General features: G+C 35.9%; 20 protein-coding genes and 1 tRNA gene. 11 read left to right on the top strand and 10 right to left on the bottom strand.

Features of this window, described 5'->3' with window-relative positions; genetic code table 11:
* Window positions 1–44: 44 nt before the first annotated feature.
* From KKG99_15625 to KKG99_15600, 6 genes are all read right to left on the bottom strand, one after another.
* Window positions 45–2,156 carry a SurA N-terminal domain-containing protein gene (locus tag KKG99_15625; protein MBU1014428.1) on the bottom strand — a complete coding sequence of 704 codons (2,112 nt, stop codon included), beginning with the start codon at window positions 2,154–2,156 and terminating at the stop codon, window positions 45–47.
* 203 nt (window positions 2,157–2,359) lie between these two features.
* Window positions 2,360–3,634, bottom strand: a complete 1,275-nt coding sequence (locus KKG99_15620; protein MBU1014427.1) for a hemolysin family protein — start codon at window positions 3,632–3,634, stop codon at window positions 2,360–2,362.
* A gap of 26 nt (window positions 3,635–3,660) precedes the next feature.
* Window positions 3,661–4,236 carry an LPS export ABC transporter periplasmic protein LptC gene (lptC, locus tag KKG99_15615; protein ID MBU1014426.1) on the bottom strand — a complete coding sequence of 192 codons (576 nt, stop codon included), beginning with the start codon at window positions 4,234–4,236 and terminating at the stop codon, window positions 3,661–3,663.
* 6 nt (window positions 4,237–4,242) lie between these two features.
* On the bottom strand, window positions 4,243–5,595 hold the full coding sequence (locus KKG99_15610; protein MBU1014425.1) for a hypothetical protein: 1,353 nt from the start codon (window positions 5,593–5,595) through the stop codon (window positions 4,243–4,245).
* A gap of 18 nt (window positions 5,596–5,613) precedes the next feature.
* Complete coding sequence (locus KKG99_15605; GenBank protein MBU1014424.1) at window positions 5,614–6,897, bottom strand: hypothetical protein; 1,284 nt, start codon at window positions 6,895–6,897, stop codon at window positions 5,614–5,616.
* Window positions 6,881–7,612 carry a type III pantothenate kinase gene (locus KKG99_15600; GenBank protein ID MBU1014423.1) on the bottom strand — a complete coding sequence of 244 codons (732 nt, stop codon included), beginning with the start codon at window positions 7,610–7,612 and terminating at the stop codon, window positions 6,881–6,883. Before KKG99_15600 ends, KKG99_15605 begins: the two co-directional genes overlap by 17 nt.
* A 119-nt stretch (window positions 7,613–7,731) precedes the next feature.
* On the opposite strand from KKG99_15600, the gene KKG99_15595 reads away from it, so the two are divergent.
* From KKG99_15595 to KKG99_15580, 4 genes are all read left to right on the top strand, one after another.
* Window positions 7,732–7,804 (top strand) — tRNA-Phe (locus tag KKG99_15595).
* A gap of 144 nt (window positions 7,805–7,948) precedes the next feature.
* Window positions 7,949–8,668: an outer membrane lipoprotein-sorting protein gene (locus KKG99_15590; protein MBU1014422.1), complete on the top strand. Its 720-nt coding sequence runs from the start codon at window positions 7,949–7,951 to the stop codon at window positions 8,666–8,668.
* A 71-nt stretch (window positions 8,669–8,739) separates the two neighbouring features.
* Complete coding sequence (locus KKG99_15585) at window positions 8,740–11,490, top strand: T9SS type A sorting domain-containing protein (protein MBU1014421.1); 2,751 nt, start codon at window positions 8,740–8,742, stop codon at window positions 11,488–11,490.
* 37 nt (window positions 11,491–11,527) lie between these two features.
* Complete coding sequence (locus KKG99_15580) at window positions 11,528–11,974, top strand: nucleoside deaminase (GenBank protein MBU1014420.1); 447 nt, start codon at window positions 11,528–11,530, stop codon at window positions 11,972–11,974.
* On the opposite strand, the gene KKG99_15575 is transcribed toward KKG99_15580, so the two are convergent.
* From KKG99_15575 to dnaG, 3 genes are all read right to left on the bottom strand, one after another.
* Complete coding sequence (locus tag KKG99_15575; GenBank protein MBU1014419.1) at window positions 11,971–12,186, bottom strand: DUF2892 domain-containing protein; 216 nt, start codon at window positions 12,184–12,186, stop codon at window positions 11,971–11,973. The genes KKG99_15580 and KKG99_15575 overlap by 4 nt on opposite strands.
* 56 nt (window positions 12,187–12,242) lie before the next feature.
* Window positions 12,243–13,172: a hypothetical protein gene (locus tag KKG99_15570; GenBank protein ID MBU1014418.1), complete on the bottom strand. Its 930-nt coding sequence runs from the start codon at window positions 13,170–13,172 to the stop codon at window positions 12,243–12,245.
* Between the two features lie 866 nt (window positions 13,173–14,038).
* Window positions 14,039–15,985, bottom strand: a complete 1,947-nt coding sequence (dnaG, locus tag KKG99_15565; protein ID MBU1014417.1) for a DNA primase — start codon at window positions 15,983–15,985, stop codon at window positions 14,039–14,041.
* 199 nt (window positions 15,986–16,184) lie between these two features.
* Here dnaG and KKG99_15560 point away from each other — a divergent pair, with 199 nt between their 5' ends.
* Window positions 16,185–17,525, top strand: a complete 1,341-nt coding sequence (locus KKG99_15560) for an amidohydrolase (protein ID MBU1014416.1) — start codon at window positions 16,185–16,187, stop codon at window positions 17,523–17,525.
* A gap of 9 nt (window positions 17,526–17,534) precedes the next feature.
* Window positions 17,535–19,223 carry a gamma-glutamyltransferase gene (gene ggt / locus KKG99_15555; GenBank protein ID MBU1014415.1) on the top strand — a complete coding sequence of 563 codons (1,689 nt, stop codon included), beginning with the start codon at window positions 17,535–17,537 and terminating at the stop codon, window positions 19,221–19,223.
* Window positions 19,224–19,271: 48 nt separating this feature from the next.
* On the opposite strand, the gene KKG99_15550 is transcribed toward ggt, so the two are convergent.
* Complete coding sequence (locus KKG99_15550) at window positions 19,272–19,670, bottom strand: hypothetical protein (GenBank protein MBU1014414.1); 399 nt, start codon at window positions 19,668–19,670, stop codon at window positions 19,272–19,274.
* 256 nt (window positions 19,671–19,926) lie between these two features.
* Here KKG99_15550 and ileS point away from each other — a divergent pair, with 256 nt between their 5' ends.
* From ileS to atpC, 5 genes are all read left to right on the top strand, one after another.
* Entirely contained in the window at window positions 19,927–23,286 is a 3,360-nt protein-coding gene (gene ileS / locus KKG99_15545) for an isoleucine--tRNA ligase (GenBank protein ID MBU1014413.1), read from the top strand.
* Window positions 23,287–23,325: 39 nt separating this feature from the next.
* Window positions 23,326–23,730 carry a TraR/DksA family transcriptional regulator gene (locus tag KKG99_15540; protein MBU1014412.1) on the top strand — a complete coding sequence of 135 codons (405 nt, stop codon included), beginning with the start codon at window positions 23,326–23,328 and terminating at the stop codon, window positions 23,728–23,730.
* A gap of 71 nt (window positions 23,731–23,801) precedes the next feature.
* Window positions 23,802–24,452 carry a lipoprotein signal peptidase gene (locus tag KKG99_15535; GenBank protein ID MBU1014411.1) on the top strand — a complete coding sequence of 217 codons (651 nt, stop codon included), beginning with the start codon at window positions 23,802–23,804 and terminating at the stop codon, window positions 24,450–24,452.
* A gap of 70 nt (window positions 24,453–24,522) precedes the next feature.
* A complete protein-coding gene (gene atpD, locus KKG99_15530; GenBank protein ID MBU1014410.1) occupies window positions 24,523–26,034 on the top strand; it encodes a F0F1 ATP synthase subunit beta in 1,512 nt (503 codons plus the stop codon).
* A gap of 5 nt (window positions 26,035–26,039) precedes the next feature.
* On the top strand, window positions 26,040–26,276 hold the full coding sequence (gene atpC / locus KKG99_15525; GenBank protein ID MBU1014409.1) for an ATP synthase F1 subunit epsilon: 237 nt from the start codon (window positions 26,040–26,042) through the stop codon (window positions 26,274–26,276).
* The last annotated feature ends 113 nt before the right edge of the window (window positions 26,277–26,389 follow it).

The following is a 26,389-nucleotide window of genomic DNA, read 5'->3' as shown; positions in this document are numbered from 1 at the left end:
AGGTGACAATAAAATTGCCACCTTTTTTTATTTAATATTTTTTATTAGTAAAACAAATATCTGCTATCTTCAATTTTTGCATTGGTTTCTAATGCCTGAAAAAGGGAGTTGTTTGCTAATCTGCTTTCCAACATCATTACTAATTGATTTCTATAAAAATCGAGCAATGCAGTTTCAGGAGCTGGAGTAGTTTCAATAACACTGAAAGCATACACTCCATTATTCCCTTTAAACAATGATGAATTTTCTCCAAGTTGCATCGAGAAAACTTTACCGACTAATCTTGGCTCTCTTCCATATATTTCAACATTTGGGGAAGCAAAATTCAATTCTATTTCCTGCGGAATTTTTCCTAATTCGGACGCAATTTGATTCAGATCGGTTTTCCCGTTTACTCTACTTAAAAAGTATTCATATTTCTTATCTTTAATAAGTTGAGATCTTACTAATTCACGTACCTCTTCTAAAGCCATATCTCCTTTTGGATGAAGCCCACTTATATGAGCAACCACATATTTCCCATCTAAATCAAAAATAGGTGAAATGATTTCTTTAGTAGTTTCTGTATTAAAAGCCCACTGGATAATACTTCTGGGATTTTCAATTCCGGCTATATAATTACTCATTTTACGCAATCCCGGAACACTGCGTTTATTAAGCCCTTGCTCAATAATCGAATTTTCAAATGCTTCTGGAGTTGTGGCTAAAGCAGCAAATTTACTTGCTTCAGTATAAGTATCCTGATAAGTTTTTCCGCTTGCTTCAATCGCTCTCTCAATAACAGCAACCCTTACTTTTTGATTAAAACCCTTCTTACCCATTACCCTTATCACATGATAGCCAAATGGAGTTTCTGAGATCACAATATCGTTCAATGCGTTATCCATTATTGCATTATTAAATGAGGAAATCATTCCCATATCAGGAAACCATCCTGTGTCACCATCATTTTCTTTGGCCGAAGGATCATCAGATATTGCTTTAGCGATCTCATTAATTTTATTTTTATTCGCTTTTACAACATTATAAATACTATCTGCTAATGCTTTTGCTTGTTCACGTGTTCGAGTGATTTCAGGACCGGCGTATTGAGCCCCGATATAGGATATAAGCACATGGGTGGCACTCAATGAATCGGCCCTGACTTGCGAATCCATCAATTTAGCCATATAGTATACGTCATTATCAAGGTATGGCCCGGCAAAAGTTCCAACTTCTACATTGAACAAAGTCTCTGCTAATTGAACAGGTAATTCTTCTTTTTTATAATAGTTACTATCATAACGACGATCAGAAACAGAATTAACAAAGGTCATTACATTGGTAGTATTTTTAAACTCTTGAAAAATAGTATTCACCTGATTGGTTGTATTAACACGATCTTCAACTGAAGGTTTAACCTCAAACATTACATAATCAATATCTCGTTGTTCTTCTTGTTGCTGATAATCGGCAAGATGCTCAGAATAGTATTTCTCGATTTCTTTTTCAGTTACGCTTACAAGACTGTCTGAAATTTCAAAATATGAAGTTGAAATCAACTCAATTTTAACTTTTTCATTCTGAGCCTTAAATTCAAAATTGGCAATTTCAGCAGGAACATAATATCCTTTTTTTACAAGGTTTATAAATTTTTGTGTGAGTTGATCGCTTTTGATCGCTTTTTCAATTTGCAACCATTGTGTTGTTGCAGCAGGTTCCAGATTATCTATGTTTTGCAAGAAATTTAAAACAATATTTCGATCAAATTCACCTGTATTTGGATTGCCAAAATACTGTAAAATAAAACGGTGAGGATTTGCTCCTTGAACAAGTTCAAATAATTCATCTGAAGATACGTCAAGGCCAATTTTTGCATACTCTTCGCCCATAATTACATCATTCAAAAACTGATTCCAGGTCATCTGCCTTACGTTGAAATTTTCATTTGCGTCAAGGCTTTGCTTACCTAAGCGTTGCTTTTCGTATTCGAGGTTCTGATCGAGCCTATTATTAAATTCGCGATAAGAAATTTTTTCGCCATTAATCTCACCAATGGTGTTTGTATTACTTGTTCTGGTTTTTGATAGATCGCCTAAAACAAAAGCTGCTAATGCAACTCCAATAACAATTACCAATAATCCTGAGTGCTTCCTAATTTTACCAATTACTGCCATCTTATTAAACTTTTTTTTAGAGTTTGCAAATGTACAACAGAAAGTTCATATTTAAAAAAAAATACATCACAAAGCTGTTTGTAATAAAACACACAAATACAAATACTTAGCTTGTATTTTCTGCTAAAATGAAATTTTAATAGGAATTATTTAGGCAATAGGTAAATTTTTTGATTTAAAATTTTCCACGATATATCAACAATTTAGACATCAGGATTGCTAATTTTTAAATAAACCAGTTCGATCCGGTTTTTTTCGGCCTGAACAATTTTGAAATGAAAATTATTAATCTTCATGCTTTCATTAATCAATGGTATGTTTTCATAATGATGTAAAATATATCCTGCAAGGGTTTCATACTCGTCAGAAGTTGGAATAGATAAATTATATTTTTCATTTAAATAATCAATTTCTAACCTGCCCGAAAACAGGAATTCATCAGATTGTATCTGTTTTTCTATAAGATCTTCGATATCGTGTTCGTCTTCAATTTCACCAAAAATTTCTTCAATTATATCTTCTATGGTTATCATTCCGGAAGTGCCACCATACTCATCAACCACTACTGCAACACTTTGATTTTCAATCAACATCATTGAGAGAACTTTATTTGCCAGCATGGTTTCAGGAACGATAATTATTGATCGCAAAATTTCACGAATAGTAGCTGGTTTTTTAAACATATCATAGGAGTGGGTATATCCAATAATATTGTCGATATTTTCGCGATAGATTAAAACTTTTGAGTGACCAGTTTGGATAAATCGTGAACGCAATAGTTCAACAGTGTCGCTTTCATCCAGGGCAATGATTTCTGTTCGGGGGCTCATACATTCCCTGAGTTTTATATTTTGAAAATCAATTGCATTTTGGAAAATTTGAATCTCTTGTGAAATCTCATTTTCATCATTTTCACCTTGGGCAAATTCCTTAACATAATCACCTAAGTCAATAGGGCTAAAGCTATAGTCTTCAGTATTAAAAACTACACGAAAAAGTTTACGTAAAACAAACTCAGAAAAGCCAATAAAGATAAAAACAAAAGGATACAGAATGACATAAATAACCTTTACAGGTACAGCGAAGAATTTTAGGATCGCATTTGGCCTGATTCGAAAAAGTATCTTTGGCAGAAATTCGGCAGTTACAAGTATAATTAAGGTGGCGATTATAGTTTGGCTTATAAGGATAAAAAATTTAGTGTTAAATGGCTGTATGTAGATTTTAATGAACCAAGGAGTTAGAATATTTGCCATGGCAATGCCATATAGGACAAGAGCTATATTATTCCCAAGCAAAAGGGTTCCGATAAACTTTGATGGTTTGGTAGCAAATGAAGCAATGATGCGGGCATTATAAAGACCTTTGCTTTTATCCAATTCTATTTTTAAACGGTTTGAACTTAAATAAGCAATCTCAATACCGGAGAAAAATCCAGAAAAGATTATAGTTATTATAACGATCGTCCAGTTGTCCATTTAATAAATAATTATAAGAAATCTTTTTATTTTATTCCCTCATCAATTTCAAAGTCACCGCTTCCTTTAAAAACTTCATAGCCCCTAAAATTTTCATCCGATTCGAAACCTGCCCCAAACAATATTTGAGTGGGAGTAGTAATTTTTATTTTCGATTCTGAATAGATTTTTTTTCTTCGTTGATCCCAAACCAATTCTTCGGCCTCCAATTGCCTATTTGCGATTAAATCGATTACTACAACATTTTTCCGCGCTATAATTAACTTTCTTTTGTCATATTGAATTCCGTAATCTGCTGTCAGGACAGATTCAACCTGCATTAATCTGTTATAGAATTCTATTTTGAATCCATCGGGGAATTCCATATGGGAATTCTCTCCCATAAATTGGGTCATTCTAGGGCTTTGGAGTTTTGCAACAATGCGACCAGCGTCACTTCTGAGGTACACAAAATTTTTTGCAGTCAGGTCAGGAATAGAATCCCCAGCATTGAGTGCAGTTACTTCCCTAATGTCGTTTTTACACGAAGAAAGCATTGTAATGCCAATCAGCAAAACAATGCTTTTAACGATCAATAAATTACTTAATTTAATGATTTTCAATGAATTTTAATTTGTTTTAGCTCCTCTTATTTTGGTTGTTTCATTAATCCAGCACTCAATTTTATACATATCTCCTTCTTGGTAATTATAGAAAAAGATCGTTTCAGTTGTTGGAAAATGAATAGCATATTTTCTAATTCTATCATTAGCAATTTCTGCCAATTCAGGATCAACCTGCTTAGCCTTTTCATATTTATCAACTGCAGCCCAATATCCAACTCTTGAAGTTAATTCATTATCTCCACAATCTTTTGCTGTCATACCATACAGATCACCAATTAAAATATAAGCTTCTCCATAATTTGGTTTGTAATCGATCGCCTTAAGTGCATTTTTTCGAGCTTCGGCATATTTATTAAGCGACTGATTACATCTAGCCATATAAAAATAAATCAATGCTAAATCATCTGTATCTTGCAATGCTGTGGCTTCGGTTAAATATCTTAACGCTTCATTAATATTTTCAGATTTTAAATACATTTTACCAATTAAATATGCTGAAGCCGGCGATGGTTCAAGTTTATATAATTGAACAGACGCATCAAAAAATAGTTGTGATTCGTTACATCTTTTTTTATCAAGAATGTCGGTAATTTTTTTCAAAAGTTCAAGATCATTTTTATTGGCATCAAACTTTGTTTGATAAATGGCAATAAGATCATCACAAGTGGCAAATGGCTCAAATTCAGCTTCAATATTACCTTTGATATTCTTCCATTCTTCCAATCTTCTTGCATCCTTCTCATACTTTTTTAAATTAAAATCAATGATGGCGCTAACGTTATCATAAGCATCAATAATTGTAGATTTTTCAACAACCTCCTCAGAAACCATCTTTGCCGTAGTACGGAAATAATAACTCAATACGGCACCTTGTGTTTCATTGCCTTGTAATTCCATTGATCGTTTAAAGATAGCATTGGCCTCAACAAAATTTTGAGTTCTGTACTTATAATAATCATTCCCTTTATAAGCTAAAACACTACCTTCTTTGCCAAAGAATTCAATTCTTTTATCATAAACCATGAACAAAGTATCAATATACTTTTCTCTCATCGCTTCATTTTTTTCCTTATTAATAAGATAAGTCATTATCCTAATGCCATTAACATATGTTGATTCCAGTGCGGCCGGACAATTTAAAAACACCCATCTCCATGGCCTTATTGCATCTTTTATAACCTCGCTTTTATAATCAGATTCCTTCCATTGCCTGAAAAATTCCTGATAAAGTGAAATGTTCATTCTACAGTCATCAGGTTTGTCTCCAAATTTTGATTCATCTTGTCCAATAACATTTATATTAGGACTTAAAACTAACCCCCCTAATAAGAAAATGAATATAAGTTTAGTTTTCATAATTGTAATTATTTATTGTTAATTATATCTGGGCTTGGTAAACCATCTCTGGTGCATTGTAATTCCAATTGAAAATTTAAAATATTTTTCCTGTATTAAATTATTTTTTACCGTTCCACGTTGCCCATATTCCATTCCTAAATTAACCGTTGATCTTGAATTTCTTAATGGTAACCCTATTCCAAAACTTATGCCAAAATCATTGATGCGGGTATTATTAATGGATAATGGAGTTTGTTCAAACTTAAAACCGAAGCGATAACTTACTCTTTTAAAGTATGAATTTACGCTATTATAATTAGGTATGATTTCCATACCAAGTCCCAACCTTATAGAGTTACTCAAAGAATCGGAAACATTAAATGATTTAAAATCTTTCCAATATTGTTTTTGAAATTCGGCTCCGATTTTCCATTTATTTTTTTCTGAGATCATTATGCCAAAACCAATATTCTTAGGTATTACAATTGCTCCTTGAGCATCCTGAATATAAGAAATGGTGTCTCTGTATTCTTTCACATCAGTATGGGCAGGGACAAATGTCCTTGTAAATTCATCCTTATTTGCCTTTAATTCTGATTTATTGCTATAAACCATCCCAACATTAATGTCAAAATCATTTATTTTTGTATGATAATTAATCCCATAGTTTAAATAAAAATCATTAATTGAAACTGTGTTAAGGATATTTGTAGATAAGAAATTTACCGAGTCGACAAAACTAACAGATCTTTCTTTGTCTATACTTCCAAAATAATAGCCCATATTAACACCAACTGATAGATGCTTACCAATCTTAAAAGCATGTCCCCAATATAATTGATTTATGCCCCCACTGCCTTCATCATAGAACCTCACATTTCCAATTTGATTAATATTTTCGACATAGCCATAATTGTAACCAACATTACTGAATGGTACAAGTCCAATACTAGTTTTCCACCATCTGTTGATGGAGAATCCCAATGACACATAACTTAATGATGCATAACTTGTTTTCTCAGAGGTACTTGCATTTTTAAGCGAAACATTATTAGCTAACAATCCGGCATCAAAGAGAAAAGAGAGTGTGTCGAAAGCTGCATAAGATGCAGGATTCGAAAAATTAATGGAACCATTGTCGTAAATAGAATAACTAATCCCTCCCATCGAAAGGCTCTTTACATTGAAAGTATTATTAATTTCGCCTAACCCATAAATTGAATAAGGGGAAGTTGTTCTAGTTTGCGCTAACAATGTAATAGGAAACAATAATGCCAACCCAATTAACAGACTTCGAAAACCGCTATTTTTTACTATCATTAAATTTTAGTATTACATTTAGCCCAATCATAACAATATTTGGGAGTGCAAAGATGTTATTTTTTAGTCTTTTATCAAAATAAATATAGTCCCCACCCCCTAAAATAACTGTTAAATTTTCATAATTTTCTTTATAAGACCCTATTATTCCGTCAATTTCGTTGATTAATCCGTTATAAACTCCAGATAAGATTGATTCTTCAGTATTAGACCCTATCAGAAAGTCAACTTTTTTAGCTTCAATATAGGGAAGATTGCCTGTAAACTCATGCATCGCTTTTAATCGCATGTTTATTCCAGGGCTGATTGATCCACCATAATATTCCCTTTTCTCATTAATTAAATCATAAGTTATACATGTTCCGGCATCGATAACCAAAACATTTTTATTGGGATAAAGCTCTGCGGCAGCAACTACTGCAGCTAATCGGTCTTTCCCAAGTGTTTCGGGACTTTTATATTTATTTACGATTGGGATTGGTGTATTGACCCCAAGCTCAATAAAATCAAATCTTTCAATTAAAAATTGTTTTATCTCTTCAGGATAATTGATAACCGCTGAAACTATTACAGCCCTAATTTGGGGATAAATATCGACAATTGCACTTATATCGCTAACAATTAAGTTTTTATACTGAAATTGTTTAACAATAATATCTTGCCTAAAAACTGCAATTTTTATAAAAGTATTACCAAAATCAATAATTAACTTCATTCGTGTGAATCAATAAGATAAGTATGCAAAAATACGTATCTGCAGCAAAAATCAGTCGTTTTTTAAAAAAAATTTCTGATTTTAAAAAAACTTCGTAAATTTGCGCCACCAAAGAGGAAGGTACCATAGCTCAGTTGGTAGAGCAACGGACTGAAAATCCGTGTGTCCCTGGTTCAAATCCAGGTGGTACCACTCAAATTAAAGCCTGTACTAAATTAGCGCAGGCTTTTTCTATTTTTCGTGCAACCATAGATCATTTATCTATATATTTATGTTTATTTTTTGAAACCGGTTAATGAACCAATAAATTCTTATGCTTTTTAAATTACACCACAAATGAAAAAATTATATATAATTATTGTCATCGTTGGCTTTTTAGTGAGTACGTTGCAAGCACAGGATTTAAAGGAGATCCTTGATAATTATTATAAAAGCAATGGTCGGACTAAAATAAATCAAATCAAAACAATGACCATAACTGGTACTATTTTTCAAATGGGTTCTGAATTTAGTTTTAAACGAATAAACACACGACCGGATAAATTTTATCTGGAGGCTGATATAATGGGTCAAAAATTTGTTCAGGCATATAATGGGATTGATGGATGGATGATCGCACCTTGGACCGGCTCAGTTGACCCACAAGATATTCCTGTCAACCAATTGAAGGTCATGAAAAAAGAAGCAGACTTTGATGGTGCTTTATACAATTATGAGGCAAAAGGCATAATTCTTGAATATGCAGGGATTGAAAAAGTTAATGGTGCTGACGCATTTAAGATCAAGGCAACATACCAGGACGACGATGTAGTAAAAATTTTTATTGGGGTAGATTCAAATTTGATTATAAAAACGGAGGCCATCCTTCCTACTATGATGGGCACCGATGCTTTAACCGAAACATTTTTAAGTAATTATAAAATGATTGAAGGAACAGCCGTGGCTTTTAGTATTGAAACAAAATCAAATGGACAGACATCTGCACAGATTAAAATTGATCATGTTGAATATGATAAAAAGATTGACAATAATATTTTTAATCGACCTAAAAAATAAACATTTACCAGTCATATATTTTAAACTCTCATTTTATCAGGCATTACTAAACATTACCTATTTTTGACCTTATGATAAAAACATTCAGAATACCAATAATTTTATTTTTAACGATCATTGGTTCCTTTTTAATTTTAAACATTCCAAATGACAAGAATCCCAGGGATGAATATGAACAATTTCTTTTGGCCGAATATCAGAAAATCCCGCAAATGAGCGAAGAGGAGTTAAAAGATCTCCCGAAGCCGACCAGACCTGATTTGGCAGCCATCCAGAATTATTATATGACCCTTGATCCCGATTTAAAACGGGTTCCTGTTGAAAGGCTCAAAACAGCTTATCTTAATACCGAATCAATCAGTAAACTAAAAAGTTCAAATGCTTTTGGTTCCGACATTGAATGGAAAGAAGTTACTTCAAATATGGCCGGCCGTACTCGTGCTTTTATGATAGATCCAAACGTGATTAGTGGGGACAAAGCATGGACAGGATCAGTAACCGGCGGGCTTTGGGTAAATGATAATTTTAAAAGTGATAATTCGCTCTGGCGCCCCGTTGATGAATTTTGGGGCAATTTGGTTGTTAGTTGCATCATTTCCGATCCTCAGAATCCAAATGTTTTTTATGTTGGCACAGGTGAGGCTCAAACCGCATTTACCATTTATCGCGAATCATCGGGTGTTGGAGCCGGAATATGGAAAACTACTGATGGTGGATTAAGCTGGGCACAAATCCCTTCAACCGATAAATTTAAATACATTACTGATCTTGAAATAAGGCTTGAGAACGGATCAAGTGTAATTTATGCCTGTGTAACTTCAGGGGTTTATCATGGACTAAACCATGAAAGCCTTCCCTCTGATGGTCTTTATCGTTCAGAGAACAATGGTGTTAGCTGGACGCAGGTACTGCCCAATATCGTTGGAAACAATAAGCCTTATACCCCTGCTGATATTGAAATTGCCTCAAACGGTAGAATTTATATAGGAAGCATGCGCAATTTGGAGGATAATGGTGGAGGAACCATCTTATACTCTGATGCAGGTACTCTTGGATCATGGACCATCTATGATGAATATGCCAACATTATCAGAAATTCGACCACCAAATATAATATTCCGGGAAGGGTTATCCTGGCAAGTGCACCTTCAAAACCAGATACTGTTTATGCATTGCTGGATGTCGCTTTTATTAACCCTGAAAATGGATTCAAACATTCAGAAGGAAGGCACATCATAAAATCGGTTAATAAAGGACAATCATGGAACAGTGTTAATATGCCCGTTGGGGGTAGTTATTACTGGGCTACTATCGGATGGCACGCACTTGCAGCAGCAGTTGATCCAAATGATGCCAATACCATTTTTATTGGCGGTCTTGATACCTATAAGTCGACAAATGGAGGTTCAAGTTGGGTTAGGGTATCCGATTGGACCGGAATGTACTCAAATTTAGGTGGTCGTTATATACATGCAGATATTCATAAAATCATGTTCCTGAACAAAAGTTCGAACCAGATGATCGTTGCCACCGATGGAGGCATATTTTATACGGCCAATGCCACCCAAAACCAACCTGATTTTTCGCCAAAGAATAACAATTACAACTCTTTGCAATTCTATTCCTGCGCAATGGACCCCAGGGCAGGAACCAATATTTTTGTTGGTGGTTTGCAGGACAATGGCACGGTGAGATATGCCGGAAGCCCTATTTCAAACAATGCAATGATTGATGGGGGCGACGGTGCCTTTTGTTTTATTGATCAGAATGAGCCTGAAATATTAATAACTTCAATTTATTATAACCGCTATCTGTTTTTTAATAATTTGACTCGCGTTGGAACTGCGAGTGTTAATTACGGTTCAGGAACATTCATTAATCCTTCTGATTATGACGACCGTTTAAATATTCTTTATGCCAATGCAATTACCTTTCTTGGTAACAACCCGAATAAATTACTCAAGATTACGGGTATTCCAAGTGCCCCTTCCGAAACTATGATTACAGTAACTTCTGACGTGAATGTCCCATTTTCACATATTGCAGTGTCAGAACATTCGCCAACCAATACAACAACCCTGTTTGCAGGAACTCAATCAGGAAGATTGTTCAAGATTAAAAATGCACAAAATATTCCAGTCACTACCGAAATTGGGAGTACTAATTTCCCAACAGCAAATATTTCGTGTATTGCTATCGGAAAATCGGAAGACACTTTGTTGGTGACATTTTCAAACTACGGCGTATCATCGGTATGGCAAACCTATAATGGTGGCCAAAGTTGGAACGAAAAAGAAGGCAACTTGCCTGACATGCCAATCAGATGGGCCCTATACCATCCCTACAATGCGAATAAAGCTTTTCTCGCAACAGAAGTCGGTGTTTGGGCAACAGATCAGCTAATGCAACAGAATCCCGAATGGGTTCCGCTGGACAATGGATTAGCCAAAGTAAGGGTTGACATGCTTCAGATTAGAAATTCTGATCAGACTATTTTAGCCGCAACCCATGGAAGGGGGCTGGCTTATACTGCGATATCACAGGTTGGAATTGATGATTCAAATACTACTGACAAAACGTTCAAAGTTTATCCAAATCCAGCTAATGATGTCATAAATGTTTCTTTTGAAATTTCTAAGGCCAAGAAACTCAAGCTTATGATTTATGATCCTGCAGGCCGAATGGTTTTTTCAGAAGAAAAATTTGATATAAATGGGGTTTACACCAAATCTATTGATTTAACATCATTCCCAAAAGGGGTATTGATTATCAATCTGCTTATTGATGATAAACTCATTTCAAAAAAAATAATTCATCAGTAAAAACCCCTCCTCAAGGGTTTATATTTTAAAACAAATTATGGGCATTCATATTTTTTCTGATGAATACTTTATGAAAGAAGCTTTGAAAGAAGCCCAAATTGCTTTTGAAAAAGATGAAGTTCCTGTTGGTGCAATCATCGTTTTTAATGATCGGATTATTGCCCGCGCTCATAATTTAACCGAAACATTAAATGATGTAACTGCGCATGCAGAAATGCAGGCTTTTACTTCAGCCACAAATACGTTGGGAGGCAAATATCTTGATCAATGCACTTTATACGTTACGCTCGAACCATGTTACATGTGCGCCGGAGCTTCACTTTGGGCACAAATCTCACAAATCAAATACGGCGCTTCCGATCCCAAAAGAGGATTCACAACAATTAAACAGCCTCTATTACACCCTAAAACCAAAGTTTCATCAGGTATTTTAGAGGCTGAATGCTCAAATCTTTTAAGTCTGTTTTTTCAGAAAAAGCGCTAATCCTTATTTGTTTTAGCCGGACAGGTTTTAATCCCAAATAAAACATAAAGTGCACAGAATCCAAAAATTGAGGTAACGATCATAATAATTCCGAATACGGCCAGAACAATCGCCAAGGTACCAACAATTATTTTCGCATAAAGCAAATATGCAATGATAATTGCGATTACGATTCTGATAATTTTATCAATTAATCCAACATTTTTTTTCATGACATTTTTATTTAGTGTAAGCCAAATATAGTTGTTAAAACATCAATCTCAAAATATTAGATACCGGAGGTATTTAAGTTTCCGATACTGATCGTGATCGTTCTTTGACTTTTGCTTTTCGCCGATGATGATGCTTTCATGGTAACTTGCAGGTGAAGATTATAAATATTCAAATTCATTTCTTTTGACTTTATCTGTCCGATTTTAGAAATATCTGAATTGATGATCCCCGAATAACGACTTACCCGCGTATTCATGATTTCATTTTCACCACTCAAAAATGTTCGGTCGTAATCTTGAAATTCGTAAATATTCGCAATCTCCCTAATGGTCAATACCTGAAGGTTTTCAATTCCATCGATATTGATCAAAAACCAATTATAGGTATCCTGATCAATTAAACAGCGGTTTAATGAATCTTTTTCAAGTATCCGTGAATTATTTATGATGGCGGTTCCGTAAAAATTATGATCAAATGAATGTATGGTATCGGTTGTGATCGCGTACCTTAAACTGATGCTCCCGGTTATGTCGCGCAACTTTGGATATAAGTGGTATGAGTTATACGCCCTCACCAGCATTTCAAAATTGATTGCAAAAAATAAGGCATGAAGCGGATTGTCAAAAATTACGAAGCCTCCATCTCCTGTACTTATAAATGCATTTTCAATACTTTCCTTTGTGTATTTCTGAAATACGAATTGATTGTTTTCAAGGCTCAATTTAATGGCTTTATTGAACAAAATTTTAAATACAGGCGGAATGAGGGTTTGTTCCAGATGATTATACATACCATACCGATAAATATCAATCCCAAATACCGAGCGTTTATTAATCGATTTTGTATCTACATATTTCTCAACCTGTGCCCTTAAATCTTCACTATTCGGAAGAATATTCACTTCCTCATAAACCGAATCAGAATCGAATTCATTAAGCATTTCAAGTATCTTTTTAAATTCGAGTTCTTTTATTTTTGTAGCCATATTTCTCTTTTTTTAAGTATTGCAAAGATAGTTGCAGAAAAATAATAATTTGAGCTAAATCTGACAAAAATAAACAACACACTTTATTAACATTTGTTAATAACCATTGTGCATGAATTGTGAATAAGAAGAGATTAAAAAAGTTGGTATCGCCCTCGTCTTGATACTATATTTGAATCACCAAGTGAGCGATAAAAGGCCAATCGAAAAACGAAGAGTGGATTGAAAGTACCGCAAGGAACAAATCAGGCACTCACACTTGAAAAAAGACGAACCGCAAGGTAAGTTGGATTTGAAGCAAGTTTTGAGATCTGGGGTGAACACGATGAAGTTGAACCGAAAGGTGGACTAATTCGAAAACACCGGGCAAACGGAAAATCCCTTCGGGGTGAAACCAAAAAAAGCTAGTCAAAATAACGGTAACTTGGCACAAACGGAGTGCTACGGTACAAAGGGCGTGAGCGGGAATTCATTCGGCGAGAATGGGTTCCCGTTGTGTTTTTGTAAGCCTATTATTTTACGAGTATTACGAAGTAAAATAATCAAGGCGAACAAATCCCGATTGCGAAGCATATCGGGATCTTCAAGATTTTAGATCTTAGATTTTAGACGTTAGACAAAGGAGGACTTTTTCTAACGTCTAATTTCTAATGTCTTAATGGAATTTATTTTTATAATCCGCATCAAAATGCCGGGAACCTGACTGCTATTAGGCAAGTTAATTATAACCCTCTGATCCCTCAATTACATTTCGACTGCTGCTTAATGCACGTTCTCGGGATTCCAGCCTGCCCTCCTTCGGTGGGTATAACATCTGGCAGAATTTCGGCTAATGATTTTGAATTCAAAATCATAGTCTCACTAATTTACTTTGTTATAATCCGGCTCAATTCTTTGTTAATTTCAATACTGATGGTTTTTAAACTCATATGTTTTTGCTGTCGCAACATAAATTCAGTTGGGTCAACAACTTCATTGAGTTCCTTCTGATTATCCAAAATCATCTGATCAATTTTTTTAGCCTTAAATGATAAAACACAGGAGGTAATAAGCTTAATCAAATTATCACTTTCGTGCTTAACCGGGATTCGTTTTCGCAACCAATTATCACTTAGTTCATAAGGTGTTGCCATTAAATCAATGGCCAGTTTTGATAGCTTTGCATCCGGATTTTGCGTGAAAAATTCGCTCGATAAAATGGTGCCATTTTCAAGCGCTCGATCGAACTCATTAAAAATTAACTGCAATTCTGCATCATGAAAGCCAATTTCATCCGATTTTAAATCGTGGATTACATATTCGGCAATCTTGATCGGGACCTCAATTTTTCGATCATTTTCATCAATATCGTCAAAAATTATTTCCTGATCGGCATAAGTAAGCAATAATCGGATAATCTCGCGTTCGTGAGTAAGTGTATCAAATCGCTCAACCTCGTATTTTTCCTTCAGATCAGGAACCGCATATTGCGGAATCTCTTCAGAAGATTCTTCTTTATTTTGATCTTTAAATTTTTTACGAAGCAGTTTATTCAGCTCGTTTACCAATGTTTGTTCGGCAATATCCATGATCGAGCTGCACTCTTTTAAATAAACCGAGCGGTAAATCCCATCAGGGATCAGGGCAATCGTTTGGACAATTTCTTTAATTAAAGCGGCCTTTTTTAAAGGATCCTTATCCGATTCCCTGACCAATAAATTGGTCTTTAATGAAATAAAATCAGCAGCATTTTTTTTAATAAAATCTTTAACATCGTCCCTCGAATGATTTCTAGCGTAAGAATCCGGATCTTCTCCATCCGGGAAAAGGACAATCTTTACGTTCATGCCAGCTTCCAAAATCATGTCGATCCCCCGGAAAGAAGCTTTTAAACCTGCGGCATCTCCATCATATAAAATCGTGATGTTGGGAGTGAATCTCTTGATGAGTTTAATCTGATCGATCGTAAGCGAAGTTCCCGATGAAGCAACCACATTTTCAATCCCGGCCTGATGCAGTGAAATTACATCGGTATAGCCTTCAACCAACAAGCAATCATCATTCTTTAAAATGGCATTTTTTGCATAAAAAATCCCATACAAAACCTTGCTCTTATTGTAAATATCCGATTCGGGCGAATTTATATATTTCGCCTTGCTTTTTTCACTGCTTAAAATTCGCCCGCCAAAACCAACAACCCTGCCTGTTAAATTATGAATTGGGAAAATTACCCTCGCTTTAAAGCGGTCAAAAATATTTTGATCATTTTCAATGCTTAAACCCGACTTGATCAGTTGTTCTTTTTTGTATCCCTCTTTTAAAGCAGTTTTTGAAAAATCATCGAATTTATCCAAACAATAACCCAACTGAAATTTAAGGATGGTTTCTTCCGTAAAATCCCGTTCCAAAAAGTAGGACAGCCCAATTGCTTTGCCTTCCTCTGTATTATTAAGTGTTTCCGAAAAATATTTCTGGGCGAAGGCCGAAACATGAAATAAGCCCTCCATCGAGCTATGCTGTTGAAGCATTTCAGGTGTTCGCTCTTCCTCATCAATTTCGACATTATACTTATGAGCCAGATATTTTAAAGCCTCAGGGTAAGTATAATGCTCATGATCCATGATGAAATTGACTGCATTTCCACCCTTACCACAACCAAAACATTTATAAATTCCCTTGGCAGGAGAAACAGTAAACGAGGGTGTTTTTTCATTATGAAACGGGCAAAGTCCGATAAGGTTTATTCCCCTGCGTTTCAACGAAACAAAATCACCAACAACTTCATCAATTTTGGCAGTTTCAAAAATCTCTTGTATGGTTTCTGGTTTTATCAATCAATTCAACTTTATATATTGGCTAAATTAATAAAAATGCAACTTGTTACAAGTTTAAAACACACCCTAAAAAGCTATTTTATTATAATGAATCTGACTTCTTGTCGATTTGTTAATATGCAAATTCCGATCTGATATAAAAACTTTTTATATTAGCAAACCTATATGTGTATCTTTGACTAAACTAACAAATCATAAAATGATACGATCAATTATAATTACAGTATTTCTCCTTTTTTCAGCCAATATTTTGATCCAATCTCAAACAAAATCCCTTGAGTTGAATAAGAAAATTTTCAAAGCAGTTGAAGCACAAGTTCAAAAGATCAATGAACTTTATATCGATTTACATCAAAATCCTGAACTTTCATTAATGGAGTTTAAAACTGCCGAAAAAATGGCTTATCAACTTAAGCAATTGGGGTTTGAGGTCACCACAAATTTTGGCGGAAATGGAGTTGTCGGGGTTTTTAAAAACGGTGAAGGCAAAACCATCATGCTTCGAACAGATATGGATGCCCTGCCCATCAAAGAAAATACAGGTTTGCCCTATGCAAGTTCAGTAGTGATGAATAATTCTGAAGGTATTGAATCACCTGTGATGCACGCCTGCGGCCATGATATGCACATGTCAACCTGGTTAGGTGCCCTTGCAACCCTGGTAAAACTTAAAGATGAATGGAAAGGTACCATATTAGCAATTGCACAACCTGCTGAAGAAGGTAGTATTGGAAGTATTGCGATGATTAATGATGGCTTGTTCAAAAAATTTCCTAAACCAGATTATGCTTTTAGTTATCATGTAAGTGCAGAAATTCCTGCCGGTGAAATTGGTTATTTTCCCGGACCTATATTCGCCGGGGTTAACTCTGTAGATTTAACCATCTTTGGAGTAGGAGGCCATGGTGCCTTGCCACACACAACTGTTGATCCGATTGTATTGGCAGCTCGAACAATATTAGCCTTACAGACTGTCGTAAGCAGGGAAATTAATCCATTCAATCCTGCAGTTGTTACAGTTGGCTCAATTCATGGGGGCAGTAAGCATAATATCATCCCTGATGAAGTAAAAATGCAGCTTACAATCCGGTTTTTTACCGATGAAGTATATGCTGAAATATGCGAAGCAATCAACCGAATCCCTAAGGGGATTGCAATATCGGCAGGTCTTCCTGAAGATAAATGGCCCAAGGTTGAGATAAAAAAAGAATTTACTCCACCGGTTGCAAACAATCCTGAATTAGTTTTAAGTACTGTTAAATCCATGCAGGAAATTCTTGGTGAAGAAAATGTTTATCAAGTTAATCCTGCCACCGTTGGTGAAGATTTTGGTAAATATGGACGGACTGAAGAAAAAATACCCATTGCCCTATTTTGGCTGGGAAGTGTTAACCGCCAACAATATAATGATTCTCAAAATAATGGCAAATCACTTCCGGGGCTTCATAATTCGGCTTACAAACCTGACTTTGAACCAACTTTCAGGACTGGTGTTGCAGCCATGAGCAGATCTGTTATCAACCTATTCAACAATAAATAAAACTTAAAAATGAAAAACTTACTGGTCATCTCTTTTATAGTACTATTGGCAGTTCCGGTATTATCGCAGGATCGGATCACTGGCCGTGATTTTGCAACCCGTTCCGAAATTATAGCTCAGCATGGAATGGCAGCAACAAGTCAACCGCTTGCCACACAAGTTGCCCTCGATATCTTAAAAAAAGGCGGCAATGCCATAGATGCTGCTATTGCTGCAAATGCAGTTTTAGGCTTGGTTGAACCTACAGGAAATGGGGTTGGTGGCGATATTTTTGCCATTATTTGGTCGGCTAAAGATCAAAAACTCTATGGTTTAAATGGAAGTGGAAGATCCCCAAAATCGCTTACTTTGGAGTATTTTAAAAAGAATGCTTACAAATCAATTCCCCCTCACGGAGTTTTACCGGTTTCTGTTCCCGGGGCAGTTGATGGATGGTTTGAAATGAACAAAAAATTTGGGACCATGCCCATGAAAGAAATATTACAACCTGCAATTACATATGCTAAAAAAGGGTTCCCTGTTACCGAACTTATTGCTTATTACATGGAAACCGGAACACGGAATTTAAAAAAATTTCCAAACGTTGCCGATGTTTATATGCCGAATGGAGCGGCACCTAAAAAAGGAGAAATTTTCAAAAATCCGGCATTGGCAAATACCCTCGAATTGATTGCCAATAAAGGCAGGGACGAATTTTATAAAGGAAGCATTGCCCGTACCATTGACAAATTTATGAAAGAACAAGGGGGCTTTTTATCTTATGAAGACATGGCCTCACATTATTCTGAATGGGTTGAACCCCTCTCGGTTAATTATCGTGGTTATGATGTTTGGGAACTGCCTCCTAACGGACAAGGTACTGCAGCTCTTCAAATGCTGAATATGCTTGAACAGTATGACATTGCTGCCATGGGTTTCGGTACTGCCGAATACATCCATCTCTTTACTGAAATTAAAAAACTTGCTTTTGAAGATCGTGCCAAATTTTATGCCGATCCCGATTTTAACAAGATACCAATTGAAAAATTGCTGACGAAAGAATATGCAAAAGAAAGGCTCAAACTCTTCAACGCTAATATCGCTGCCAAAGCATATAATGCAGGAGAGCTAGAGATAGGAAACACGATTTACATGACCGTTGCCGACGAATTTGGCAATATGGTATCATTAATCCAAAGTAATTATCGCGGAATGGGCTCAGGTATTTGCCCTCCGGGTTTAGGTTTTATTTTGCAGGACCGGGGTGAAATGTTCTCACTGGAAGAAGGCCATGCCAATGTTTACGAACCCGGTAAACGACCTTTTCATACCATCATTCCCGCTTTTATAACCAAAGATGGAAAACCATGGATTAGTTTCGGTTTGATGGGTGGTGCCATGCAACCTCAGGGCCATGCCCAAATCGTGGTAAACCTGATTGATTTTGGCATGAATCTACAGGAAGCGGGTGATGCCCCACGTATACAACATGAAGGCTCATCGGAACCAACAGGCGAAAAAATGACCAATGGAGGTGTTTTATTGCTCGAAAGCGGAATCCGATGGGAAGAACTTCAAAAACTCCTGATGAAGGGCCATAAAATCCAATGGGATTTAGGTGGTTACGGAGGTTATCAGGCTATTATGTGGGATGCAAAAAATAAAGTTTATTTCGGTGCTTCCGAATCGCGTAAAGACGGGCAGGCAGCAGGATATTAATTAACCCAACCCTGCGATGGTTTAAAACCATCGCAGGGTTGATTGATATTATTTTTTCCATAAGGATTTAACAAAGATTGCGCTTGCAAAGAAATCTTGACAGGAATCGGTGGGCTGATTACCTCCACAAGAATAAAGGATTTCACCCTTGCAATTATAAATAAAACCAGCCGGCAAATCAAAGGCATCCTGAATACTTTGGCTTATATAAAAGAAATATATATTATTTTGACCATTCATTTGAACATACAATTCAACCTCAGCAACTGAAATTGATGTGTTAGAATTAAGATTGTCTTTTAATGCAGCTAACCATGGAAGGTTTTTTATTGGATCTTCGGCTCCACATTCGATATTTAGTTCTTTATTATTACATCCTCCTCCTGCTGATAGGGTAATAATTAAAACGATTAACAGCCAATTTATTTTTTTAAATTTTAGTTTCATATTAATCCAATTAGGGTTTTAATTTTATTCTTTAAGATGATTTTAATAGTAGTATGGTTGCTTCACTTTAAGACATTGAGATATTAATCAACCTGTGTCATCTGTATAAAGATCAATTTCATTAGTATTAAAAACCTTTGGCTAAATTATTTACATTTTTTTTTACCTTTGCACCCACTTATTAATTTACATAAAATCACTACTAATCTTTAACTCACAAAAGTTCGATTAAAGATCGTTTAATCAATTATTAAATATGAAATACCGGGAATACGAAAAACTTAACTTATCACAGGTCGGAACTGAGGTTGAAAAGTATTGGAAAGATCAGGCCATTTTTGAAGCCAGTTTGAAGAACAGGGAAGGGAAAAAATCTTTCGTGTTTTATGAAGGTCCACCTTCTGCCAACGGATTGCCCGGAATTCATCACGTGATGGCACGTGCCATTAAAGATATTTTCTGCCGATATAAAACCTTAAAAGGATTTTACGTTAAACGTAAAGCCGGTTGGGATACGCATGGTTTACCCATCGAAATTGCCACTGAAAAAACCCTCGGAATTACGAAAGAAGACATCGGTAAATCAATTTCAGTTGAAGATTATAATAAAGCCTGTCGCAAGGAGGTCATGAAATATAAAGATAAGTGGGACGATTTGACCAAACGGATGGGATATTGGGTCGATCTTGACAATCCTTACATTACTTTCGACAATAAATACATTGAATCGGTTTGGAACCTTTTAAGTAAACTCCACAAAAGGGGATTGCTATATAAAGGCTATTCCATTCAGCCGTATTCACCTGCTGCCGGAACCGGATTAAGTTCACACGAATTGAATATGCCCGGTTGTTACCGAATGGTGAAAGACAATACGGTAACAGCCCAGTTCAAAGTTAAGAACGATAAAAAATCGGCTTTTTTGTTCAATGATACTCATGGCGATTTATTTTTTATTGCATGGACAACTACTCCATGGACGCTTCCATCAAACACAGCTCTGGCTGTTGGTCCCAAAATTAATTACGTTAAAGTAAAAACCTATAATCCATATACCTTCGAGCCAATTACAGTAATCCTTGCAAAAGATCTGGTAGGGAAATTTTTTCCTGAGAAAAGTGCAGAACTGAAGCTCAGCGAATATGAAAATGGTCAAAAAAATATTCCTTTTGAATTAGGAGAAGAATTTACCGGAAAACAACTTAAAGGCATTAACTACGAGCAATTATTACCCTACGCCCAGCCCATAGATGGAGATGCTTTCAAAGTTTTGAACGGCAATTTCGTTACCACTGAAGACGGAACCGGAATCGTTCACATTGCACCCAGTTTTGGTGCTGATGACTTTAAGATTGCCCATGAAAACGGAATTGGGTCGCTTACATTGGTTAACAAACAAGGTAAATTTACTGAAGAGATGGGTGAGTTTGCCGGACGATATGTTAAGAACGAATATGATTCAAAAATCGATCCAGATAAAAAAGACAATGTGGATATCGATATCATCGTTAAACTTAAACAGGAGAACAAAGCTTTTAAGACCGAGAAATACGAACACTCCTATCCTCATTGCTGGAGAACCGATAAACCCATCCTTTATTATCCTTTAGATTCATGGTTTATAAAAACCACTGATTTTAAAGATCGGATGATTGAGTTGAACAATACCATTAATTGGAAACCTAAATCAACAGGTAGTGGCCGATTTGGTAACTGGCTTGAGAATTTGGTTGATTGGAATTTATCGCGCTCACGATTTTGGGGAGTTGCTTTGCCAATCTGGAGCACAGAAGATCTCTCAGAGCAAATTTGCATTGGTTCGGCCAGAGAATTAAAAGCCGAAATTGAAAAATCAATTCAAGCAGGATTCATGACCGAAAGTCCATTGGCTAATTTTGATCCCGATAATCTTTCGGACGAAAATTATCAAACTTTTGATTTTCACCGTCCGTATGTTGATGAAATTTTTCTGGTTTCCAAGTCCGGACAAAAAATGTTTCGTGAACCCGATTTGATTGATGTTTGGTTTGATTCTGGAGCAATGCCTTATGCCCAGTTTCATTTTCCATTCGACAATATTGAAGAATTTGAATCAAGTTTTCCGGCCGATTTTATTGCGGAAGGTGTAGATCAAACCCGTGGATGGTTTTTTACCCTCCATGCAATTTCGGTGATGTTGTTCGATTCGGTTTCTTTTAAAACCTGTGTATCGAACGGGCTTGTTCTTGACAAAAACGGCAATAAAATGTCGAAGCGTTTGAACAATACGGTCGAACCTTTTGAAACTATTGAAAAGTACGGTGCTGATGCTTTACGTTGGTATATGATTACAAATGCCCAACCATGGGATAATTTGAAGTTCGATCTGGATGGAATTAGTGAAGTTACCCGAAAGTTTTTCGGCACCCTTTACAATACCTATTCCTTCTTCGCACTCTATGCAAATATTGATGGTTTTTCTTTTAAAGAAGACCCAATACCAGTGAATGAAAGACCGGAAATCGATCGTTGGATACTTTCCGAACTAAACACTTTAGTTAAAAATGTTGATGAAGCCTATAATGACTATGAGCCAACAAAAGCGGGTCGTGCCATTCAGGAGTTTGTTGACGAACATTTAAGTAACTGGTATGTGCGACTTTGCCGAAGAAGATTCTGGAAAGGCACATACACAGAAGATAAAATTTCAGCTTATCAAACGCTTTATACCTGTTTGGAAACCATCGCTCAGATTGCTTCTCCTATTGCGCCATTTTACATGGACAGGCTTTTCAACGATTTAAATGAAGTTACAGGAAAAGTGAAAACAAAATCAGTTCATATAACAGATTATATTTTGGTTGATGAACAACTGATAGACAAGGATCTGGAAGAACGCATGCAATTGGCGCAAAAAATATCTTCAATGGCGCTTTCCTTGCGAAAAAAAACAAACATCCGTGTGCGACAACCGCTGAATAAAATTATGATTCCGGTTCTAAATGATAATTTCAAAAATCAGATTGAAGCCGTTGAACAACTTATTTTATCGGAAATAAATGTAAAAGCAATTGAATATCTCACTGATGTTTCAGGAATACTCGTTAAAAAGATAAAGCCCAATTTTAAAACCCTGGGCCCGAAATTTGGTAAAATGATGAAACAAATTGCAGATGCAGTAAATCAATTGACACAAAATGACATCACCAGAATTGAGAATGATAAAAAATACGAACTTAATATTGATGGTCAGCAGATTGAGCTTGAACTTACTGATGTAGAGATATTAACAGAAGATATCCCGGGTTGGGTTGTCACGAATCTAGATAGCTTAACAGTGGCTTTAGATATTTCTATCACCCCCCAACTTAAAGAAGAAGGGATTGCCAGAGAGTTCATAAATCGCATCCAAAACTATCGAAAAGATCAGAAGTTTGAGGTTACTGATCGCATTAAAATCGAGCTGGTAAAAAACAATGAAATTGATAAAGCAATTATTCATAATAATTCATATATTTGTTCTGAAACGCTGGCAGAATCTCTCACTTTTGTTGATCAGCTTAACAACGAAAAAGCAATAACTATCGAACTTACAGACGATATTCAGGCTCAATTACAAATTGTTAAAATAATCTGACAAAAAGAGATGGCCCAGTTCATTTTAAAAATAGAAACCATGGAAAAGCAAGCAGCAAAGGACGACGTAAAGAAAACCAGATATTCTGATGAGGAATTAGAGGAATTCAAGGATTTGATTTTGGCAAAACTGGTAAAAGCAAGAAAAGATTTCGAGTTGCTTACGGAAGCTTATACTAACAAGAACGAGAATGGCACCAATGATACCTCTCCCGTATTCAAAGTATTGGAAGAAGGTCATAATGTATTGTCAAAAGAAGAAAACAGCCGAATGGCAGGTCGTCAGGAAAAATTCATCAACAATCTTGAAAATGCACTCATCCGTATCGAAAATAAAACTTATGGAATATGCAGGGTTACCGGAAAATTAATTGCAAAAGAAAGGCTTAGGAGTGTTCCTCACGCCACTTTAAGCATGGATGCAAAACTCAATCAAAACAACTAAAATTTTGTGAATACAGGAAAAGAAGTAATCAGGCTTGTATTGGTTACTTCTTTTCTTTTTAATTAAGAAATATTTTGAAAAAAGCGTTATTCATTATCATACCGATTATCATCATTGATCAGATTTTTAAAATTTGGATAAAAACCCATATGCACATAGGTGAAGAAATTAAGGTGTTGGGTAATTGGTTTATTATACATTTTATTGAGAACAATGGAATGGCTTTTGGGATGGAGTTTGCAGGAGAAACCGGCAAAGTCATTCTAACCGTTTTCCGAATTATTGCAGTTGGAGCCCTTGGGTGGTATATAAAACATCTGATCAATAAAAAAGCCGGTTTTGGACTCATCGCCAGTATTTCATTGATTTTAACAGGTGCACTTGGAAATATCCTCGACAGTGTTTTTTATGGTGTAATTTTTTCGGAGAGTACCTATTATAACGTGGCAGCATTTATGCCCGAAGGAGGAGGTTATTCAAGTTTTTTACACGGAAAAGTTGTTGACATGCTTTACTTCCCTGTTATTCATACCTTTTATCCCGACTGGGTTCCTTATTTAGGAGGAAAAGATTTCATTTTTTTCAGGCCCGTATTTAATATTGCCGATTCAGCCATTACAATTGGAGTATTAAGCTTGATTCTGTTTCAACGAAATGTTTTTGCAAAGAAAGTCAAACCTATTGAAGGGGAAATAGAAGAAAATCAAGCGATAAACCCATAAAGAATTCTTGTTTATCTAATCTTAACAAATTAAATTTCTATCTTTGACCCAAATTTTTTAAATACGAATAATGGAGAAAAAAAGTGTAGGTAGAATATCTCAGATTATAGGACCTGTTATCGATGTTACCTTCGATCAAGATGATACTTTGCCCAATATTTACGATGCGCTTGAAGTAACAAACAAAGATGGAAATATCATTGTTTTAGAAGCCCAACAAGATACCGGAGAAAATACAATTAGAACCGTTGCCATGGATTCAACTGATGGTTTAAGTCGTGGAATGGAAGTCATTGCAACAGGGATCCCGATTTCAATGCCCATTGGTGATAAAATTAATGGACGGGTTTTTAATGTGATTGGCGAACCCATTGATGGACTTGGTGCCGTTTCAAAAGAGCGTACCTACCCCATACACAATGATCCTCCAAAATTCGAAAATCTTACTACCCAACAGGAAATTTTATATACCGGAATCAAAGTTATTGATTTGATCGAGCCTTATTCAAAAGGTGGTAAAATTGGTTTGTTTGGTGGAGCTGGTGTTGGTAAAACTGTTGTTATTCAGGAACTCATTAATAACATCGCTAAACAATATTCGGGATTTTCTGTGTTTGCAGGTGTGGGTGAACGAACACGTGAAGGGAATGACTTGTTGCGCGAGATGATCGAATCGGGACTTGTAAAATACGGTGACGAATTCAAAAAAAGCATGGAAGAAGGCGGATGGGACCTTTCAAAAGTCGATAAAGATGAACTGAAAAAATCTTTGTTAACGATGGTTTTCGGACAGATGAACGAACCTCCGGGAGCCCGTGCCAGAGTTGCCCTTTCAGGATTAACCCTTGCTGAATATTATCGCGATGGTGATGAAAAATCAGGTGGTCGTGATATTTTATTTTTCATTGATAATATTTTCCGTTTTACCCAGGCAGGATCTGAAGTATCGGCTTTACTCGGCCGTATGCCTTCGGCTGTAGGTTACCAGCCTACCTTAGCTACCGAGATGGGGATCATGCAAGAAAGGATTACTTCAACCAAACGAGGATCTATTACTTCCGTTCAGGCCGTTTACGTGCCTGCTGACGATTTAACCGACCCCGCTCCTGCTACAACTTTTGCCCACCTTGATGCAACTACTGTATTAAGCCGTAAAATATCGGAACTTGGAATTTATCCGGCTGTTGATCCACTGGATTCAACTTCTCGTATTTTATCTCCCGATGTAGTTGGTGAAGAGCATTACAATACGGCACAGCGCGTAATTGAAACCCTGCAACGTTATAAAGAATTACAGGATATCATTGCCATTTTAGGTATGGATGAACTTTCGGAAGAAGATAAGTTGGTTGTTCACCGTGCACGTCGTGTTCAGCGATTTTTATCCCAACCATTCCATGTGGCAGAACAATTTACCGGAGTGCCCGGAGTGGTTGTTTCGATTGAAGATACCATTAAAGGGTTTAATATGATCATGGACGGTGAAGTTGATGAATATCCCGAAGCTGCATTTAATATGGTGGGAACCATTGAAGAGGCTATTGAAAAAGGTAAAAAATTAATTGCCGACAGTAAGAATTAATCGCTATGATCATTGAAATTATAACCCCCGATAGGATCATATTTTCAGGAACTGCCTCTTTGGTTCAGTTACCCGGAATTGATGGCTTATTTGAGATTTTGAACAATCACGCCCCATTGATTTCTGTGCTAAAAAAAGGAAAAGTTAAAATCAAAAATGATAAAGATCAGATTGAATTTTTTGAAATTAAAGGTGGGGTAGTTGAAGTGTTAAAGAATAAAATCCTAATACTGGCTGAATAAATTTTAATCAGCAAATATATAAAAAAGACAAGCCGGAAAAGCTTGTCTTTTTTGTTTAAAATTAAGCTCATTTTTTTACAACAAATTTTCCACTTACCATTTCATCATAACTA

This window comes from Bacteroidota bacterium, from assembly GCA_018816945.1.
In the GTDB taxonomy this organism is placed as follows: Bacteria; Bacteroidota; Bacteroidia; order Bacteroidales.
The sequence above is the reverse complement of the archived record's forward strand: the minus strand, read 5'-3'. Positions and strand labels throughout refer to the sequence as shown.